The organism is Phragmitibacter flavus (assembly GCF_005780165.1).
Classification (GTDB): Bacteria; Verrucomicrobiota; Verrucomicrobiia; order Verrucomicrobiales; family Verrucomicrobiaceae; genus Phragmitibacter; species Phragmitibacter flavus.
In genome coordinates, this window is sequence record NZ_VAUV01000003.1 from 289,270 (window position 1) to 307,347 (window position 18,078).

Consider the following 18,078-nt stretch of genomic DNA (forward strand, 5'->3'; position numbering starts at 1 on the left):
GCTGCGGACCCTGCCGTTATTTCTCCGCAATCTTCACCTCGTCCCAAACCGCATCCATCTCTGCCAAGGTGCAGTCGGTCATCACCCGACCGCGCTCCGCCAGGGTTGATTCCACCTGTCCAAAGCGGCGCTCGAATTTGTGATTCGCAGCGACCAGAGCGGTCTCGGCATCCACCCCCAACTTGCGGGCGAGATTGACGACGGCGAACAACAAATCGCCAACCTCCTCCGCGATATTCTGCGGATCACCTGCGACAATGGCTTCTTCAATTTCCACCGTTTCCTCGCGAATTTTATCCAGCACCGGCGTCGCATCCGGCCAGTCGAATCCCACTTTGCCGGCTTTGCGTTGCAATTTTTGAGCACGCATCAATGCGGGGAGGCCATGGGAGATGCCGTCAAGATGGGCCGATTTTTGTGATCCCTTTTCCACCCGTTTGATCGCCTCCCACTGCGTCAACACCGCATCCGAGGTTGCCGCCGTCGCATCGCCAAACACGTGCGGATGACGTCGAATCAGCTTCTCGCTGATTCCGCGCGCGATGTCATCAAACGTGAATCCCCCGTCTTCGCTGGCGATCTCGGCATGAAACACCGGCTGCAGAAGCAGGTCTCCCAGCTCTTCACAAAAATGCGCCATGTCACCGCTTCGTGCCGCCTCTGCCACTTCGTAAGCCTCCTCAAGCAAATGCGGGATCAATGAGTCATGCGTCTGCTCGGCGTCCCATGGGCATCCGCCGGGCGCACGCAGTTCGTGCATAACGGCGCGTAGTTGCGCCATGGGTTCAAGTTCTGAGTGAGTTGGTCTTTGATGGGAGGCCACGTGGGCACCCTAGTCCAGCCCTGCGGGGTTTCCAGAAAAACCACAAACCACAGAGGCCTGGCCCTCAACCTTTCACGAGGCCTTCCTGACGCAGGAAGTTCTCCACCCAGGTGATGTCGTAGTTGCCTTGCTGGAAATCTGAGGTCGTCAGAATTTTGCTTTGTAACGGAATCGTTGTCTTGATGCCTTCAATCTGAAACTCGCTCAAAGCCCGACGCATGCGCTTGATGGCCGCATCGCGGGTGGCCGCGGTAACGATCAGTTTGGCAATCATGCTGTCGTAATACGGAGGCACCGTGTAACCGGAATAAACGTGCGTATCGACCCGCACCCCACGACCGCCAGGAGCATACCAATGGTGGATTTTTCCAGGGCTCGGCTGGAAATTGTTGAACGGATCTTCCGCATTGATCCGGCACTCGATGGAGTGGTGGCGCGGCTGGCTCTTCAAAATGTGTTCGGACAAGGGCATGCCCGCGGCAATTTGAATCTGCTCCTTGATCAGGTCACAACCATAGACTTCTTCGGTAATGGGATGCTCCACCTGAATCCGGGTGTTCATTTCCATGAAATAGAAATTTTTGCCGTCGTTGTCGACAAGGTATTCGATCGTCCCGCAGTTCTCGTAACCGATTTCGCGGCACAATTTCACGGAGGCATCGCCCATCTCTTTGCGCATTGCATCGGAGATCTTCGGCGACGGACATTCTTCAATGATCTTCTGGTTGCGACGCTGCATCGAGCAATCGCGTTCGCCCAGATGAATGACGTTGCCGTGGCTGTCGGCCACCATTTGGAACTCGATGTGATGCGGACGCTCCACGAGCTTTTCCATGTAAACCGATCCATCGCCGAAACACTTCAGCGCTTCCATGCTGGCCTGTTGATAGCTGGAGCGCAGGGTTGCCTCGTTGAGAACGGGACGCATGCCACGACCACCACCACCGGCGGAGGCCTTGATCATCACTGGCAATCCGATGGCGCGCGCCACTTCCATGGCTTCGTCCTCGGTTTCGATCACCCCATCGGACCCGGGAGTGATGGGCACTCCGAGCCGCCGTGCAGTAGCGCGTGCGGTGTTTTTGTCGCCCATCATCGAGATCACTTTTGAGGAAGGCCCGATGAACTTGATCTTGCAACGGTCGCAAATTTCCGCGAACTCGGCTTTCTCACTCAAAAAGCCGTAGCCGGGATGGATGGCGTCGACATTGGCGATCTCAGCCGCCGCAATGATGCGCGGGATCTTTAAGTAACTCTCCGTGCTGGGACCAGGCCCGATGCAGATGGCCTGATCGGCGAGCTGGACGTGCATGGAGTCGACATCCGCTTCAGAATAAACGGCGACGGTTTTGACATCGAGTTCCTTGCAGGCGCGAATGACGCGGAGCGCGATTTCACCACGGTTGGCGACGAGAACTTTTTTGAACATTGGCATGAAGATGAAGGACGGGAGACGAAAGAAAAAGCGGCAGTGACACTACTGAAAAACCGGCTTGCCGGTCATGGAATGACGGTCCCTGCTACTTCAGTTCGAACAGCGCCTGGCCGTATTGGACGGGTTTGGCATCGTCCACAAGGATTCGGGCGATGGTTCCGCGCGCCTCGGCTTTGATTTCGTTCATCACCTTCATGGCTTCGATGATGCAAACCACCGTATTCTCGTCGACCGTGTCACCCACATTGATGAACACTTTTTCTTTCGGTCCGGGCGAGCGGTAGAAAGTTCCCACCATTGGGGAATTGATGGTTGGTCCGCTGCTGGCTGCTTCAGGGGCTGCGGCTGCCGGAGCGGCTGCCACGGGGGCCGGAGCCACGGGAGCGGCTGCGATCGGTGCAGCCATCATTGGAGCGGCGGCCATGGCACCCTGGGTGACCGGCATTTTGGAAAGCAGATCTTTCGCCGCTTCGACATCGGTGCCGCGACGGAGTTTGATCTTGAACGAGCCGTGCTCGAGGTGGAAAAAAGAAAGGTCGTTCTTGCTCATGAGATCCACGATCTGGCGGATCTCTTTCAAGTCCAAACCTTGGTCTTCATGCTGGGAATGTTGTTCGTCCATGTAGTTGATGTTGAGGAGACAAACATGAAACGAGAATCGCCCGCTTGGCAAGAAGGAAAGTGTCCTCAGCCAACGTCGCGCTCGGGACGAGCCTTCTACTTTTTCTTCCACCGCATGGCCCGAAACGGATGGTTGTCGATCATGTTCGCCCGCACGCCCTCCAAATTTTCCCGGTAAAACTGCACGCCCACGTAATGATAAACCGGAATGATGGGCGGATCGGTGCTGACCAAAAGCTTCTCCGCCTCATTAAAAATGGCATGCCGACGTCCGATGTCCGCCTCGCGCATCGCCGCAGGAATCAACTCGTCATAACGCGAATTGGTCCAACCCGTGCGATTGTTGCCGTTGCCTGTGGTGAACATCTCAATGAAAGTGTTCGGATCATTGTAATCCCCCACCCAGCTGGAGCGGCACATGTCAAAAGACAGCTCGCGCATCGAAGCAAGCCAGATTTTTTGCTCCTGTTTGACCAGATTGACCGTGATGCCCAGATTCTCCCGCCACATGGCCTGCAGCTCGACGGCAATGTTCCGCTCAATGGTCTGCGGGAGATGCAGATACTCGATCCGCGGAAAACCTTTGCCGCCGGGAAAGCCCGCTTCAGCCAGCAATTCGCGGGCTCGCTTCGGATCGAAATCCAACCCAGTCGGGGGTTGATAATCTTTGCCCGCACCGGGGGGCACGAGGGAGAAAGCGGTGTTTTCACCCAACTGGGTGATCTTTTCGACGATGCGTTTTTTATCCACGCTTAGTGCAAGTGCCTGGCGCACCCGGGCATCCGTGAAAGGGGCTTTGGTCACGTTGAAGCGGATGAACCAGGTGCCGAGGAACGGTCCGGTGTGGAAATAAGGCTGCTCTTTCAACTTCGGGATGATCGATGGATGCAGCATCCCTTTGTCCATCAACAAGTCTGCCTGCTCCGTCATGAAATAGTTCAATGCGGTGTTCGCGTCTGAGATCGGCAGCACGTCCACCACTTCCATGCCGACGTTGGCCCGGTCCCAATAATCCGGGCTTCTGGTGAGACGAATGAAGTCATCAATGCGCCAGTCCTTGATGCGATAAGGCCCGTTGGTGACGATCGAGTCCGGCTTGATCCACCCACCGCCAAATTTTTCCACCGTCGGCACATGCACCGGGGCCAGCGTGAGAAAGGCGGTGAGGTCAATCCAATACGGAATCGGATTCTCCAGCGTCGTTTCCAAAGTCCGATCGTCCAGTGCTTTGACCCCGACCTGGGCGAAATCGGAGATCGTCCCTTCATGAAACGCCTTGGCATTAAGCAAAGGGTAAAGCTGTGACGCATAATCGGAAGCCGTCGCCGGGGTGAGCACCCGCTGCCACGAACGCACGAAATCATGAGCCGTCAGCGCCTCGCCATTGCTCCATTTCAATCCAGCCCGCAGGTGGAAGGTGTAACGTTTTTTGTCCTCGCTGACCTCCCAACGTTCTGCACAACCCGGTTCTGCTTTTCCATCGGCGGTTCCCCGACAAAGCCCCTCGAACAAGGCTTCACTCACCCGCATGCTGACCTGATCCGTGACCAGGGCGGGATCGAGCGTTTCGACCTCGGCGCTGTTCACGAACACGAGATCCGCACGCTCCCGCAGCTCGCCGCAGCAGGCAAGCATCAGGGCAGCGAGGCCGAGGCACAAAAAAGGGATGCGGTGTAAATCTCGCATCCCTTAAGATAATGTCGCGATAACGGCGTCGCGCGAATTTTTAATTCGCAGCGGGGGCAGGAGCCGGAGTCGGCGTGGGCTCAGCGGCAGGAGCAGGTGCTGGTTCCACAGGAGCTGGTGCCTCAGCCGCTGGAGCTGGAGTGGGTGCGGGAGTTGCAGCAGGTGCTGGCTCAGGCGCAGGTGTCGGAGCAGGAGCCGCAGGAGCAGGTGTTTCAGCAGCAGGCTGAGGAGCTGCGGCGGGCGCTGGGACCGGTGTTTCGGTTGGAGGAACAGGTGCGGTGGCAGCTGGGACAGCCTCAGGGGCAGGAGAAGCCTCGGTAGCCGGAATCGCCACTTCCGCAGGAGCGGTTGCGGCTGGTTTGATGTCGGATTCATCAACGAGAGGCTTCAAGTCCTGGTCGCCACTGCGATGAGCCATCAAAACGGCGACCGCAAAAGTGAGGATAAAAAGCATAATGCCCAGCCAGGTGGTGCCTTTTTGCAAAACGTTGGTCGTCTGGGCACCAAACATCTGATCGGTCATGCCGCCGCCGAAAGCTGCTCCAAGTCCTTCCTGGCGAGGACGTTGCATCAAAACGATAAGGATGAGGAGGGCGCAGACAATGCCTTCCAGCACCATGAGAAATCCGATTAAAATGTCCATAAGGGGTGGTGACTATGGCACAGATGTCTTCCCACACAAGGAAAAGATGCGTGCGCTTTCGGAGGCAACCGCCTGGCTGCTCCCTTTCAATCAAAAGCCAGTTTCATTTTGACCCAGCGATGATCTGAACCCAGTGCAGGGCCGACCTCGTAGGACATCACGTTCGCTTGGTCCGATACCAAAAAATGATCAAGAGGAATTCCCAGCACCGGAAGGATGGGGTTGAAAGGCAATCGGGGACCCCAGGTCGGCATGCATCCGAACCCTTGAGCCGCATGGCGCAAATTTGTCGTCTCCACAATTCTGCGAAAGGTCGGCGAAAACGGTGTGGTGTTGAAGTCTCCCGCCAGTATGGATACGTCGGCGGCCGGATCGGCCAACAATCCCTTCTGGTAGAGTGCCGCCTGCGCTTTTTGCTGCCATCTTTTGGTGCGATTGACCGGAGTGGGCGGATGAATGGCTCCAATCCGGATTCGCTTCCCGTTAATCAATAGGGTGGCCACCATCAATTCGTTGTCCCCCCAGGATTCTGACTTCGGTTTTCCTTCGGGCACCCTCGCTTTCCCAGCGGTTTCATTGGACGCCACCACATGCTCGAAATCCAGCAGGACAATTTCCGTTTTCTCCATGGGATGTTTGCTGAGCAACCAGTTGCCGTAGGGCGTCGCTGCCAGTTGGTGCGGATAGCGGTCCGCCAGCGGCTTCAATAGTTGCGCCCATTCATCGGTGACCTCCGTCAGGAAAAGCACGTCGAGATCCTCTTTTAAGAGCGCAGCCAACACTTTTTCAGGAGTCCGGTTCTTTCGGTAGACGTTAAAGACCATCATGGTGGCTGTCTGCGCGTCTGCACTCACCAACGGCTGCGAAACAGGGATGGAATATCGGGCCATCGGCCATGCGAATCCTGCCGCCAGACAGGATGCAAGGGCCGCGCGCTTCCAGCGTTTTTGGAAGGCAAAGTAGGCCCCCAGCATCGCCGCCGCCAAGGCTTCCTGAAGCACCAAATGGGTGAACTTTTCAAATTGGCCAACCCATTCCGCCCAGGGGGTTGCTAGCGCAGCAAGCGTCAGCAGTCCCAGGCCAACACAGGCAAGGAGATGCAGAACGCGGGGGAGGTGGCCGATCCATTGAGGCCGTTGCTTAAGGGGGTTTTTCACAGGTCTAACTCATGCAAGCATCAATAAGCAAGCCAGGGGCCCAGCCATTTTTCAGCGAATTCGACAGTGACGCCTTTGCGCGCAGCGTAATCTTCGACCTGGTCCTTGTTGAGTTTGCCGGTGGCGAAGTAGCGGGCTTCGGGATGACCAAAGTAAAGGCCGCTGACAGCGGAGCCGGGATGCATCGCCATGCTTTCGGTCAGGGTAACTCCGGTATGCTCGGTGGCGTCGAGGAGGCTGAAAAGAATGGGTTTCTCGGTGTGGTCAGGTTGTGATGGATAGCCGGGAGCAGGACGGATGCCGCGATAACGCTCTTTGATGAGGTCTTCGTTGGTGAGATCGTCCGGCTTTTCAAATCCCCAGTTGATGCGGGCCTGGAGATGCAGGTATTCGGCGGTGGCTTCGGCAAGTCGGTCGGCCACGGCTTTGATCATGATGCTGGTGTAGTCATCGTGAGCGGCTTTGTAGGTGTCGGCAAATTCATCGGCACCGTGAACCCCAACGCAGAATCCGCCAATGTAGTCGGTGCGACCGCTTTCTTTGGGGGCGATGTAGTCGGCGAGGGCGAAGTTCGGTTTGTCCTTTTTCACCATCTGCTGACGCAGAGTGTGATAGACGCATGCGATTTCTTTGCGGGATTCGTCGGTGTAGACTTCGATGTCGTCGCCAATGCTGTTGGCAGGATGGAAACCGTAGCAGGCCCGGATTTGAAACTGGCCCTCGGCGATGACGCGATCGAGGATGGCGTTGGCATCAGTGAAAAGTTTGGCGGCTTCGATGCCGACCTGCTCCTGGAATTCGGCAAGAGCGCTGCGGAAGATTTGTTCTTCGGGCATCCAGCGTCCGCGCAGTTCCCAGGTGTGGAAGAAAGGCGACCAATCGATGAATGGGCGCACGGTTTCGATGGGCAGCGGATCAAACGTGGTGATACCGAGTGTTTTTGGAACGGCGATTTCCTGGGTGGCCCAGTCGCAGTCGAATTTTTTGGTCTGCGCTTCGGCGAGGGGGATGAGTTTCGCGGCTTCGTTTTTGTTGGCGAAGTCGGAGCGAAGTTTCTCGTAGCGTTGGTTGTGGGAATCGACGAATCCGGCGCGTTGATCTTTACTGAGCAGCGCGGTCATCACCGGCACGGAACGTGAGGCGTCGACGACATGCACAACGGGCTCCTTGTATTTGGGCGCGATCTTGATGGCGGTGTGGGCAGCGCTGGTGGTGGCTCCACCAATCAGCAGTGGCAGACTGAATCCGGTGCGTTCCATCTCGGAGGCGACATGCACCATCTCGTCGAGTGACGGGGTGATGAGGCCGCTGAGGCCGATGATGTCGGCGTTTTCGTTTTTGGCGGCATCGAGGATTTTGTCGCAGGCGACCATCACCCCGAGGTCGATGACGCGGAATCCATTGCAGGCGAGGACGACGCCGACGATGTTTTTGCCGATGTCGTGCACATCACCTTTGACGGTGGCGAGGACGATGGTGGGTGCGCCTTTTTGCGCTGCTTCGGCCGGGAGGAGGTCTGAGACGGTCAGTCTTTTTTGCTGCTGTCCGTCTGGACTTCCGCTATCTGCTGTCGTTGCTGACCCGCTTCCTGGAGGGACTGCAATGTCAGATCTTGAACCAGGACGAACTTCTTCTGCCAGTATTCCGTCTTGGAGGAATCCGCTGCGAACTTCGTTTGTGTATCGAGGGTCTTCGGCATGGCGTTCAAATAGGTTACGTAAAAGAGTGTCGCCTTGGTTGGCCAGATCAGCAACTGAATTATGCAGGTGTGCTTCCAGCCAACCCGCATCCCGGATGACCGGGGTGGTGAAGATTGAGTTGTCCACCACCAAGAGACGAAAACGGATGAGGTGCTGATACTCCTTCACCAAAGTGAGCGTGCTGCGTGCGGATTGAAAGTGTCCTTTGGAGGAGCGCGACAGCGGGACGATGCGACCACCTGTCTCTTCCATGGCGCGGTGAACCATGTTCTCCACAGCTTGTGGCCACGGGCAATACACGAACCGGATTTCCACCCCATGGCCGTGGGTGAAAGCGGCTTCCACGTGGGCCTCGCTGCGAGCCAGGTTTTGCAGGGTGCCGTCCATGATCAGGCCGATTTCCTGATGATTGGCGAGTTTTTTCGTGGCAGTGGTTTTGCCGCTGCCCTGACCGCCGGCGTTGAAGACGATGAGGCTGTCGGCGGGGAGTTCGCGGAGCCTTTTGTGGTAGAGCCAGTCGATGAAGGCACCGGCGGGTTCGAGGGTGGCAATGCTCCATTTTTGGCGGGACTCGCGGGTGGCGGCGTATTCGGGGCTGAGTTCCTGGACGTTGTTGCGGTCGAGGACGTTGCCGAATTGGGCTTCGTAAGCTTTGGCGGTGAGTTCGAGATCGGCGGAGAGGTCGGCCGCGAACTGGATTTCGAGACGCCGTTCTTCGACATTGAGGCTAGGCTGGGGGGTATAAACAAATCCTTCGGTGAGGGTGATGGTGCCGCCGCTGGCGAGGGCTTCCACGGTTTTTTCTGCCGCCTCAACGAGCAGTTCGCGGGCGCGAGCTTTGGCGGCTTTTTCGGCCTCCATGAAGGGTTGCAAATAGGCGACAGATTTTTTCATCACGCGGGCGCTTTTGACGACCTGCGGGAGGAACATTTTCCCGGCACCGAAGAGGTCGCCGACGACACTCATGCCGTCCATGAGGGGTCCTTCGATGACCTTGAGCGGGATGGCGAGCTGGTCGAGGGCTTCCTGGGTGTCTTCGTCGATGAAGTCGGTGATGCCACGCAACAGGGCGTGTTCGAGGCGTTTGGCGACGGGGGCTTCGCGCCAGCTGAGGTCGGCCTCCTGTTTTTTGGCGCCGGTCTGGCCTTTGAATTGTTCGGCGTAGTCGACGAGGATTTCGGTGGCGTCGGGACGGCGGTTGAGGAGCACGTCTTCGACTTTTTCGAGGAGTTCCTTGGGGACTTCCTCGTAGAGTTCGAGCATGCCAGCGTTGACGATGCCCATGTCCATTCCGGCCTTGATGGCGTGATAGAGGAAGGCGGCGTGCATGGCTTCGCGCACCTTGTTGTTGCCACGGAAGCTGAAGGAAATATTGCTCACACCACCGCTGACTTTGGCGCCGGGAAGGTTTTCTTTGATCCAACGCGTGGCGTTGAAGAAGTCCATCGCGTAGTTGTTGTGCTCCTCCATGCCGGTGGCGACGGTGAGGATGTTGGGATCGAAGATGATGTCTTCGGGGTTGAAGCCGACTTCATCGACGAGGATGCGGTAGGCGCGTTCGCAGATGCGGATTTTGTCTTCGTAGGTGGCGGCCTGGCCTTGTTCGTCGAAGGCCATGACGACGGTGGCGGCCCCGTATTGTTTGACGGTGCGGGCGCGATCCTTGAAGGCTTCTTCGCCTTCCTTGAGGGAGATGGAGTTGACGATGCCTTTCCCTTGCAAGCATTTCAGGCCGGCTTCGATGACCTCCCATTTGGAGGAGTCGACCATGAAGGGAACTTTGGCGATCTCGGGTTCGGAGCCGATGATTTGCAGATAGCGCGTCATCATTTCGACGCCGTCGATGAGGCCTTCGTCCATGCAGATGTCGATGACGTTGGCGCCGTTTTCGACTTGTTGACGGGCGACGGAGACAGCTTCGTCGAGTTTGCCTTCCTTGATGAGTTTGGCGAATTTGGGGGAACCGGCGACGTTGGTGCGTTCGCCAATCATGAGATAGTTGGCGTTCTTTTCGAGGGTGAAGGCGTCGGAACCGCTCAAGCGCAGACGGGGTTCGATTTTGGGAATCGGGCGCGGTTCGATGCGTTCGACGGCTTTGGCGATGGCGGCGATGTGATCGGGGGTGTTGCCGCAGCAGCCACCGGCGATGTTCATGAGGTGGTTGGTGCCGAAGTCGGTCATGAACTCGCCCATGTGGTGGGGATCGAGATCGAAGCCGGTGGGCGACAGCGGGTTGGGCATGCCGGCGTTGGGATAGGCGGAGACGAAGGTGTCGGCTTTGGAGGCGAGTTCGGCAAGGAAGGGGCGCAGTTTGTCGGGTCCAAGCGAGCAGTTCAGGCCGACGGAGAGCGGGTTGACGTTGCGCACGGCGTTGAAGAAGGCTTCAACTTTTTGCGCGGAGATCATGGTTTCGCCACCGAGTCCGACGGCGGCGGAAATGCTGATGGGCAGTTCGATTTTGTCTTCGGCGAAGACCTGCTGGACGGCGACCAGGGCGGCTTTGGCGTTGAGGGCGTCGAAGATGGTTTCGACAAGAATGATGTCGGAACCGCCGGCAATGAGGGCGCGGGTTTGACGTTTGTAGTCCTCGACGACTTGATCAAAGGTGACGACGCGGAAACCGGCATCGTCGGCATCGGGCGAGACGGAGAGGGAGACAGTGAGGGGGCCGATGGCTCCGGCGACGTAACGTTTGCGACCGGTGTCGGTGCCGATGTTGTCGGCCCAGATGCGGCAGAGGCGGGCGGATTCGTAGTTGATATCCCAGGCGAGATCACGCAAAAATTGGTCGTCCATGACGCCCTGATAGAAGGCGGGGTCTTTGCGGCCCTTGCCGGTTTCGCGGGGATCTTCGACGAAAAATTCGCTCTGGGCGATGCTGCTGCCGGAGAAGGTGTTGGTTTCGATGATGTCGGCACCGGCGACGATAAATCGGCGGTGGATGTCGCCAATCACATCCGGGCGGGTGAGCGAGAGGATGTCGCCGTTGTTTTTGAGATCCTTGGGGGCGTCAGCAAAACGTTCGCCGCGGGTGTCGGCTTCGGTGAGGCCGTAACCGCGAATGGTGGTCCCCATGGCGCCGTCGATGACGAGGATGCGTTTGGAGAGGGCGTCTTCGAGTTCTTTGCGTTGGTTCGGCTGGGCAGGCATGGAGATCGTCAATTTAGCAAACGCTTTACGGGATTCAAGCGTTGCATGAACACATCATGATGTGTCGATGGGTAAGATAGACAAGCGGAATCGCTGTCAACGATGGTCCGGCGGGTAAAAGAGATTCGAATTGCCTGATAGGGACGAATTCGGATAGAATCGACCATTATTTGCTTTTGGTCTGTTTATGGAGTCCTTGATATCAAGAAACAAATTCGCTGGGATGGCGCGTGGGGCGTGCGCGGCGGCATTGATGCTTGGTGGGGCGACGTCGACTTTGTTGGGATCGACCGTTTTGGTGGACTTTAGTGATGCGTTGGGTTCTGGGGGGCCGGGGGGAACGTGGAATACCGTGGCGACGCCTGCGGCGATAACGGCTGGGGTTGGGTTGCTGGATGTTGGGGGGGTTGCTACAGGCATTTCGGTGAGTCGGACGGCGGGGAATTTGATTGAAAGCAGCAATACGGGGCCGCTGGTTTTTGTGCACGATTCGGGTGTTTATGCGGGTCTTCCTGCCTGGGCGGCGTCGACATCGAACAATCTGGCGGCGGGCGATATTTTTTATACGGACAATGGAACGGTTCAGGGGACGGCGACGTTGACGTTTACGGGTTTGACGGTTGGGAATGTGTTGAGCATGGATATTTTGTCGTCGAGGAATGCGGCTTCGGCGAGTGGTGGGTTTTTTGAATATTCTTTGGATGGGGGAACGACATGGGCGGGATTTTCGGTGCTGGACGCGAATGGGGTGCTGGAGACGGACAATGGCTGGGGACTTGGGGTGACCACCGTTCAGGGAGGAAAGTCATTCAATTCATTTACAGATGGATTTAGTGAACACCGTTATCTGAATGTTGCGGGTGTGGTGTTGACGGGAACGACGCTGCAATTGCGGTTGTGGGACGCAAACTTAACGAGTGGGCATTTTACGGCGTTGAATGCGCTTCGGCTGGAAGTGGGTGCTGTGCCGGAACCGGGTATCGGCTTTTTGCTGCTAGGGGCGCTTGGGGGAATGTTGTTGAAGCGGCGGCGCTGCTAGTCAGACCTTGCGCTGGTTGACGAGCAGGGTGACGACCACACCGAGGGCAACGCCGACCATGAGGATGAGGGTGAAGTTGGTCGGGGTGTCGGCAAGTCCACTTCTGATTTCCATACCGAAAATGCTGGCGATGGCGGTGATGGGAAGAAACAGGGCGGCGATGATGTTGAGTCGGTGGGCGGTGCCGGCCATCTTGTGGGCGGCTTCGGATTGCGCTTCGGACTGGCGGGCCACGGTGAAGTTGAGGCCGAATTGCGCGTCCTGGAGGAGAAGATCAGCGGAGCGTTCGATGGCGGCGGCCTGGTCACGCAGGGTGATGAGATCGCGGTCGGTTTTGACCAGTTCCCTCGCTTGCTGAAGGGCGCGATGGAGACCACGTGAGGCGCGCAGGATGGGGGCGAGTTCTTCTAAGAGCGAATGGAAATCTTGGGCACGGCTGGCTTTGCCTTCGAGTGATTCGAGTTCAAGGACCTTCTTTTCGTAAGTTTCGAGCAATTCCAGCAGGGAGGTCAGTCCTCCGCGACCTTCGGTGCAGCGCCATTCCCCTGTGGGGCTGCGCCAAAAAAAGGCGGGCGTGCGTTCGTGTTGGTCGGGGAGCGGGGGTTTGTGGAGGATCAGAAGCAGGTGGCTTTCTTCAAAAATGGCGCGTTGGGGACCGGCGTCGCGGCCGAGACGGGCGCGGATGGCTTCGGGCAGGGCCCACATTTTGGGGACAGGGCTGCTCTCGGGTTTGGTGGGTCCGGTCATGGGACGAGGGTGAAGGGTCAGTGGTTTGCGGTCAAGGAAAACTCGTCCTCGTCCTCGTTCTCCTAATCGTCCTCGATTTTCACGGATGATGGGCTCCATGGGGATCGAGTTTACCGTGGATTGGCAACCTTGAGGGCTGCGTTACGTTTGGTGGGGAGTAAGAGGAGAAGGGCTGCAGCTACCCGCTGTGGTTGATTGATAACTTTGTGGGTTGGTGTTGGCGCTGTTTTCGAGGACGAGTAGGAGAACGAGGACGAGGACGATTGAAGGCCTTCAGCCTCAGGTCTTGCGTTTGTGGACTCTGCACGGTATGCTGATACGTAACCCTTATTGCCATGGCTGAATCACCCAAAATCACTGCTTACCTGAAAACCTTCTGCGGCTGGAGCGAAGGCGTTCGTGCGATTTTTCGCAAATACGACCTCCCCTATGAAGAAAAGGACATCATCAAAAATCCGGCGTTTCGCTGGGAGATGGAACAGCGCAGCGGCCAGCCCTTGAGTCCTTGTGTGGAAATCAATGGCACGATGTTGGCCGACATCAGTGGTGAGGAAGTGGAGCGCTGGATGATTGAAAACCGCGTTCTCGAAGGCAGCGACAAGGAGGCGGATGCCCCCATCAATTCCTCCTGCACCGACGAACAGCATGAAGCGATGGCGCGTCAGGTTATGCCAGTGGGCAACATCAAGTTCATCGCCTGAGCTTTTTGAGCGACAATTTTTGCAGGTGAGCTGACTGGTCCGAATCGGAATCGGACTTGCAGCTCACCTATTTTTTTGCCTCAGGCAGTTTTGGGTGCCAGCGCGGGAAGGGGTTCTTCCAACACGCCGCGAACCTTGGGCCAGAGCAGAAAGGCTTCGATGACCATCCAGATTTCGACGGTGATGGTGATGAGGCCAAAGATGACAAGGAGGTAACTGCCACCGTTGAGCCATTTGTTGATGTCGATGAACAGGGCCCAGGCAGGCATGATAAGCATAAAAATCATGGGCAGCGAGGCAAGCCAGCTGGGAATGCCACGACGGATCAACCAGAACGCCACGACCATGAGGGCAAGGCCCGCCATCAACTGGTTGGTGGCTCCAAACAGCGGCCAAAGCACCAGACCACCGGTGCCGATGGTGTCCCAGCTCCAAGGTTTGCCGGGTCCGGGAAACAACGCGAGTCCAAAGGCGGTGATAACGGCGAACATCGTGGCTCCATGGGTGCCGCGCAGCAATCCCAACGGATTCCAGCCGGCGCTCTGTCCAGTGGCTGCGGCTTTGGCGGCAGCTTCTTGTGTCGGTTCAAATAAATCGGCGAGTTCCTGGATGACGTAACGTTGCAAACGCGTCGCGGAGTCGAGCGTGGTGCCTGCGAAACTGGCGACCAGCACGCCCATGAGCGCGGTGGCCATCGTGGCATCGATGCCCAGTGTCTGCACAAAATTGGAGGAACCGACCACGAACGCGCCGATGGCTTTGCCGCCGGTGACCATCGTCCAGTCGGCATAAGCCTGATTCCACAAGGCGGTGCCGCTGGCACCCGGAAATGCCGAGGGCCAGCCGAAGCCGATGCCGGCACCGACGGCGAGGATAACGAGAACGGCGAGGAACCCCTCCAAAAGCATGGAGCCGTAGCCGACAAATTTGGCGTCGGTTTCGCTCTTCAACTGCTTGCTGCTGGTGCCGGAACTGACGAGGCAATGGAAACCGCTGACGGCTCCGCAGGCGATGGTGACAAACAGGAACGGAAAAATGGGCGGCGCATGCAAGGGGGACATGTTGAGCGCCGGGGCAACGATTTCCAAAGGCATGCGCGTGGCTGCCGCACCTTCGCTGGCGACGGTGGCAGGGAATCCGAAGAAGGCGGCGATGAGCAACCCGCCAACAATCAGGGCGAGACTGCTGATGAGCTGCAGGCTGTTGATGTAGTCACGCGGCTGAAGGAGAATCCACACGGGCATGACGCTGGCGGCATAACAGTAGGCGAGAAGGATGGCGACCCAGACCCAGATCGGCCAGGCGGCGAGGGTGGCGTTGAGGCTTTGAATGGCGGCACCGAGAGTGCCTCCGGTCCATTCCATGCCCGGGCAACCAGCGCCGAGCCACACGGTGAGATACATCAGGGTGAGGGCAATGATGCTTGGCCAGAGAAGATTGCCGCCTTTGCGATGGACCTTGACGCCAATCCAGATGGCGATGGGAATTTGCAGAAACACCGGGAGGATGGACGCAGGGAATTGCACAAAGACACTGGCAATCACCCAACCGAAGATGGCCAGCACGAGCCACAGGGCAAAGAACAGAAGGACGAGGAAGAGAAGTCGGACACGGCGATTGATGAGACGACCGGCCACCTGACCCACGGTCATGCCGCGATTGCGCATGCTGACGACCAGCGTGCCGAAATCGTGCACCGCACCAATGAAGATGGAGCCGAACAACACCCACAACAACGCGGGCACCCATCCCCACATGATGGCCAAAGCAGGGCCAACGATCGGACCGGTGCCAGCAATGCTGGTGAAGTGGTGGCCGAACACAATGCTTTTGGAAGTGGGCACGTAGTCGACATCGTCACGCATCTCTTCGCTCGGCACTTTGGCCTTGGCATCCAGCTTAAATATTTTGCCACCCAACCAGCGGCCATACGTGTTGTAGGCGATCAGATAGAGAACAATGGAACCGAGGGCGATGAGAAGGGTGGACATGGCGGATGAATGACCTCTACGTAGGTGGAGGGGAATTCTGGCAAAGAACCCGCGTTCAATCCACGACTATTCCAAAAATGTTCGCCTGACTTTTCGCCTGGGGAGGCGACCACTGAAAACATCAGGGAGCGGTTGGTGCGGGCGCTGGCGCTGGCGCTGGCGTTTCGGATGGATTGCTCTCTGCCTCAGGAGTAGGACTTGTTGGAGCTGGTGCTGCTGCTGGAGGCGTTGTGGGTGCCGGAGCTGGTGTCTCAGCAGCAGGAGCAGGAGCGGATGTTGCCGGAGCTGGTGTCTCAGCGGCAGGAGCAGGAGCGGGAGCAGTTGTTGCCGGAGCAGCGGGCACCGGTGGCGCTTCGGAAGCCGGGGCTGGTGCTGGCGCCGGAGCTGGCGTTGGAGCGGCGGGAGGAGCCAGACTGCTGGGATCGGTCGCAGGCGGTGCAGGGACGGGGGCTGGTTCAGGAGCTGGAGGCGGCTTGGGAGCGTCGATCTCGGTAGTCGGAAGTCCGGCGTTGATCAGACGCAGACGTTGGTCGAGTTCCCCAACGAAGGTGCTCATTTTCCCGGGATAGGTTTGTGGAAGGCTCTCGAAAAGTTTTTTTGCTTCGTCAACTTTGCCTTCGGCCAACAAGATGTCACCGAGCTTGATTTGTGCAGCGGGTGCAAGCTCGTTGTCGGCATGGGATTTCAAAAAGGTGTCGAGAGTCTGACGGGCAGCGTCTTTTTCACCCAGGGCCGCCTGCTGGCTGGCGAGGGAAAACTGGGCCTCGGGAGCGAGGTTGTGTTCAGGATGCGTCGAGAGAAATTCCTGCAAAGATTTGACGGAAGACTCCTTTTTGCCCTCGTTCCACAAGACCTGGGCCTTGAGCAAGAACGCATTGCCCGCAGCAGCGGTGTCCGGATATTCCTGAATCAGCTTGTCGTAATCTTCAATAGTCCGGGCCGAAGTGAATTGTTCACCGGCAGCCGTTTCCTTTTGATGTTTGGTGTAACGAAGGAAGCCCAGAGTAGCGAGCAGCAACACGACAAGCAGCAAGAACAGGAGGATTTTCTTGAAGTTGTGCTCCAGAAAAAGTTCGGTCTTGCTGATGGGCGCGATATCAACCGGCTCATGCGTGGGAAGGGAGGAAGGGGCGTCGGCCATGGAAATTGATGGAAGGTGCGGGCAAATGAATTACTGAGGATGCAGGAGAATGATGCGAGATCAGGCCCCAACTTGGGCGCGTGCTTCATCAGCAAGCGGGGTCGAAAGATAACGTTCTCCGGTGGAGCAGGCGATCGTGACGATCAGCTTGCCTTTGTTTTCGGGACGTTTGGCGATTTCAATGGCGGCGACCACGTTGGCACCGGTGGAGATGCCGACGAGAAGACCTTCCTCTTTGGCGAGTCGACGGGCCATCGCAAATGCATCGTCGTTAGAAACTTTGACGGCTTCAGCGACCACGGGAAGATCGAGGTTCTTGGGGACGAATCCGGCACCAGTGCCTTGAATTTTATGCGGACCAGGCTGCACGGGTTCGCCGGCGAGGGTCTGGCTGATCACAGGTGAGGCTTCCGGCTCAACAGCATACGCCTTGAAGCTGGGTTTGCGTTTGCCGATCACGCGGCTGACGCCAGTAATGGTGCCTCCAGTGCCAACAGCGGCAACGAGGATGTCGATTTTACCGTCAGTGTCTTCCCAAAGTTCCTCAGCGGTGGTTTTTTCGTGGACGTCGGGGTTGGCCGGGTTTTCGAACTGCTGGGGCATCCAGGCGTTCGGGGTGCTTTCAACGATTTCGGTGGCCTTGGCGATGGCGCCTTTCATGCCTTGGGCTCCCGGGGTGAGGACGAGGTCGGCCCCGAGCAGCGCAAGAAGGGTGCGGCGCTCAAGACTCATGGTCTCGGGCATGGTGAGAATGAGTTTGTAGCCTTTGGCGGCGGCGACAAAGGCAAGTGCAATGCCGGTGTTGCCGGAAGTGGGCTCGACAATGATGGTGTCCTTGGTGAGTTTGCCGCTTTTTTCGGCGGCTTCAATCATCGCCATGCCAATACGATCCTTGACCGAACCGAGCGGGTTAAAGAACTCACATTTGAGCGCGATGGTGGCGTCAAGGCCTTCGGTCACACGGTTGAGTTTGACCAGCGGAGTGCGGCCGACGGTTTCGACGATGTTGTTGTAAAGACGGCCCATGGCTAGCGAATGGTTGGGTGGTTGGAGGAAAAAATGAGGGCCACGTGCAAGTGGCGGGAAGGTGTTTATAGGTGGAAGCGCCGTGGTTGCAAGACAAAAAGCGGCTTCCGGGATCTCAGAGCACGAGGGGGAGCGAAGGCAAGGCATCCATAATGCAGCTCCCAGCGGCCTTTGGGGTGCATTGATTACAACGATTGTGATTGAAAGTAAATTCTCAT

Annotated in this window: 13 protein-coding genes and 1 pseudogene; 3 read left to right on the forward strand and 11 right to left on the reverse strand. The window is 57.6% G+C overall.

Translation table 11 applies throughout. The features are described 5' to 3' along the window. Positions 1 to 16: 16 nt before the first annotated feature. The 7 genes from mazG to FEM03_RS25875 all read right to left on the reverse strand — a co-directional run bounded on the left by mazG (position 17) and on the right by FEM03_RS25875 (position 11,215). The gene (gene mazG, locus FEM03_RS04665) at positions 17 to 781 is read right to left on the reverse strand and encodes a nucleoside triphosphate pyrophosphohydrolase (RefSeq protein ID WP_138085024.1); all 765 of its coding nucleotides are present in this window, start codon (positions 779 to 781) and stop codon (positions 17 to 19) included. Positions 782 to 887: 106 nt separating this feature from the next. Continuing rightward, a complete protein-coding gene (gene accC, locus FEM03_RS04670; protein WP_138085146.1) occupies positions 888 to 2,252 on the reverse strand; it encodes an acetyl-CoA carboxylase biotin carboxylase subunit in 1,365 nt (454 codons plus the stop codon). Positions 2,253 to 2,343: 91 nt separating this feature from the next. Then, positions 2,344 to 2,880, reverse strand: coding sequence for an acetyl-CoA carboxylase biotin carboxyl carrier protein (gene accB, locus FEM03_RS04675; protein WP_138085025.1), 537 nt, complete (start codon positions 2,878 to 2,880; stop codon positions 2,344 to 2,346). A gap of 95 nt (positions 2,881 to 2,975) precedes the next feature. Then, positions 2,976 to 4,565, reverse strand: a complete 1,590-nt coding sequence (locus FEM03_RS04680) for a peptide ABC transporter substrate-binding protein (protein ID WP_138085026.1) — start codon at positions 4,563 to 4,565, stop codon at positions 2,976 to 2,978. Positions 4,566 to 4,605: 40 nt separating this feature from the next. Continuing rightward, positions 4,606 to 5,208 carry a preprotein translocase subunit SecG gene (gene secG, locus FEM03_RS04685; protein ID WP_138085027.1) on the reverse strand — a complete coding sequence of 201 codons (603 nt, stop codon included), beginning with the start codon at positions 5,206 to 5,208 and terminating at the stop codon, positions 4,606 to 4,608. Positions 5,209 to 5,294: 86 nt separating this feature from the next. After that, positions 5,295 to 6,365, reverse strand: coding sequence for an endonuclease/exonuclease/phosphatase family protein (locus tag FEM03_RS04690; RefSeq protein ID WP_138085028.1), 1,071 nt, complete (start codon positions 6,363 to 6,365; stop codon positions 5,295 to 5,297). Positions 6,366 to 6,385: 20 nt separating this feature from the next. Further along, positions 6,386 to 11,215, reverse strand: coding sequence for a vitamin B12 dependent-methionine synthase activation domain-containing protein (locus tag FEM03_RS25875; RefSeq protein WP_138085029.1), 4,830 nt, complete (start codon positions 11,213 to 11,215; stop codon positions 6,386 to 6,388). Between the two features lie 223 nt (positions 11,216 to 11,438). On the opposite strand from FEM03_RS25875, the gene FEM03_RS04700 reads away from it, so the two are divergent. After that, positions 11,439 to 12,254, forward strand: coding sequence for a PEP-CTERM sorting domain-containing protein (locus tag FEM03_RS04700; protein WP_166442628.1), 816 nt, complete (start codon positions 11,439 to 11,441; stop codon positions 12,252 to 12,254). On the opposite strand, the gene FEM03_RS04705 is transcribed toward FEM03_RS04700, so the two are convergent. Continuing rightward, positions 12,255 to 13,001 carry a CorA family divalent cation transporter gene (locus FEM03_RS04705; protein ID WP_166442629.1) on the reverse strand — a complete coding sequence of 249 codons (747 nt, stop codon included), beginning with the start codon at positions 12,999 to 13,001 and terminating at the stop codon, positions 12,255 to 12,257. Positions 13,002 to 13,336: 335 nt separating this feature from the next. On the opposite strand from FEM03_RS04705, the gene FEM03_RS04710 reads away from it, so the two are divergent. After that, on the forward strand, positions 13,337 to 13,702 hold the full coding sequence (locus FEM03_RS04710) for a glutaredoxin family protein (protein ID WP_138085032.1): 366 nt from the start codon (positions 13,337 to 13,339) through the stop codon (positions 13,700 to 13,702). Positions 13,703 to 13,782: 80 nt separating this feature from the next. Here FEM03_RS04710 and FEM03_RS04715 read toward each other — a convergent pair whose 3' ends face one another. Next, positions 13,783 to 15,693, reverse strand: coding sequence for a carbon starvation CstA family protein (locus FEM03_RS04715; protein ID WP_138085033.1), 1,911 nt, complete (start codon positions 15,691 to 15,693; stop codon positions 13,783 to 13,785). A 198-nt stretch (positions 15,694 to 15,891) separates the two neighbouring features. Between FEM03_RS04715 and FEM03_RS25035 the strand changes: the two genes are divergently transcribed. Next, the gene (locus FEM03_RS25035) at positions 15,892 to 16,188 is read left to right on the forward strand and encodes a hypothetical protein (protein WP_240772670.1); all 297 of its coding nucleotides are present in this window, start codon (positions 15,892 to 15,894) and stop codon (positions 16,186 to 16,188) included. Between the two features lie 106 nt (positions 16,189 to 16,294). On the opposite strand, the pseudogene FEM03_RS25880 reads toward FEM03_RS25035, so the two are convergent. Together FEM03_RS25880 and cysK are read right to left on the reverse strand one after the other, a co-directional pair. Further along, positions 16,295 to 16,834, reverse strand: a pseudogene (locus FEM03_RS25880) (tetratricopeptide repeat protein); the annotation flags it as partial. A gap of 60 nt (positions 16,835 to 16,894) precedes the next feature. Further along, complete coding sequence (gene cysK, locus FEM03_RS04725; protein ID WP_138085035.1) at positions 16,895 to 17,860, reverse strand: cysteine synthase A; 966 nt, start codon at positions 17,858 to 17,860, stop codon at positions 16,895 to 16,897. Between the last annotated feature and the right edge of the window lie 218 nt (positions 17,861 to 18,078).

Excerpts from the sequence above, each read along its gene's own strand:
- mazG (WP_138085024.1), bottom strand. The coding sequence starts at position 781 with ATGGCGCAACTACGCGCCGTTATGCACGAACTGCGTGCGCCCGGCGGA.
- accC (WP_138085146.1), bottom strand. The coding sequence starts at position 2,252 with ATGTTCAAAAAAGTTCTCGTCGCCAACCGTGGTGAAATCGCGCTCCGC.
- accB (WP_138085025.1), bottom strand. The coding sequence starts at position 2,880 with ATGGACGAACAACATTCCCAGCATGAAGACCAAGGTTTGGACTTGAAA.
- FEM03_RS04680 (WP_138085026.1), bottom strand. The coding sequence starts at position 4,565 with ATGCGAGATTTACACCGCATCCCTTTTTTGTGCCTCGGCCTCGCTGCC.
- secG (WP_138085027.1), bottom strand. The coding sequence starts at position 5,208 with ATGGACATTTTAATCGGATTTCTCATGGTGCTGGAAGGCATTGTCTGC.
- FEM03_RS25875 (WP_138085029.1), bottom strand. The coding sequence starts at position 11,215 with ATGCCTGCCCAGCCGAACCAACGCAAAGAACTCGAAGACGCCCTCTCC.
- FEM03_RS04700 (WP_166442628.1), top strand. The coding sequence starts at position 11,439 with ATGGCGCGTGGGGCGTGCGCGGCGGCATTGATGCTTGGTGGGGCGACG.
- FEM03_RS04705 (WP_166442629.1), bottom strand. The coding sequence starts at position 13,001 with ATGACCGGACCCACCAAACCCGAGAGCAGCCCTGTCCCCAAAATGTGG.
- FEM03_RS04710 (WP_138085032.1), top strand. The coding sequence starts at position 13,337 with ATGGCTGAATCACCCAAAATCACTGCTTACCTGAAAACCTTCTGCGGC.
- FEM03_RS04715 (WP_138085033.1), bottom strand. The coding sequence starts at position 15,693 with ATGTCCACCCTTCTCATCGCCCTCGGTTCCATTGTTCTCTATCTGATC.
- cysK (WP_138085035.1), bottom strand. The coding sequence starts at position 17,860 with ATGGGCCGTCTTTACAACAACATCGTCGAAACCGTCGGCCGCACTCCG.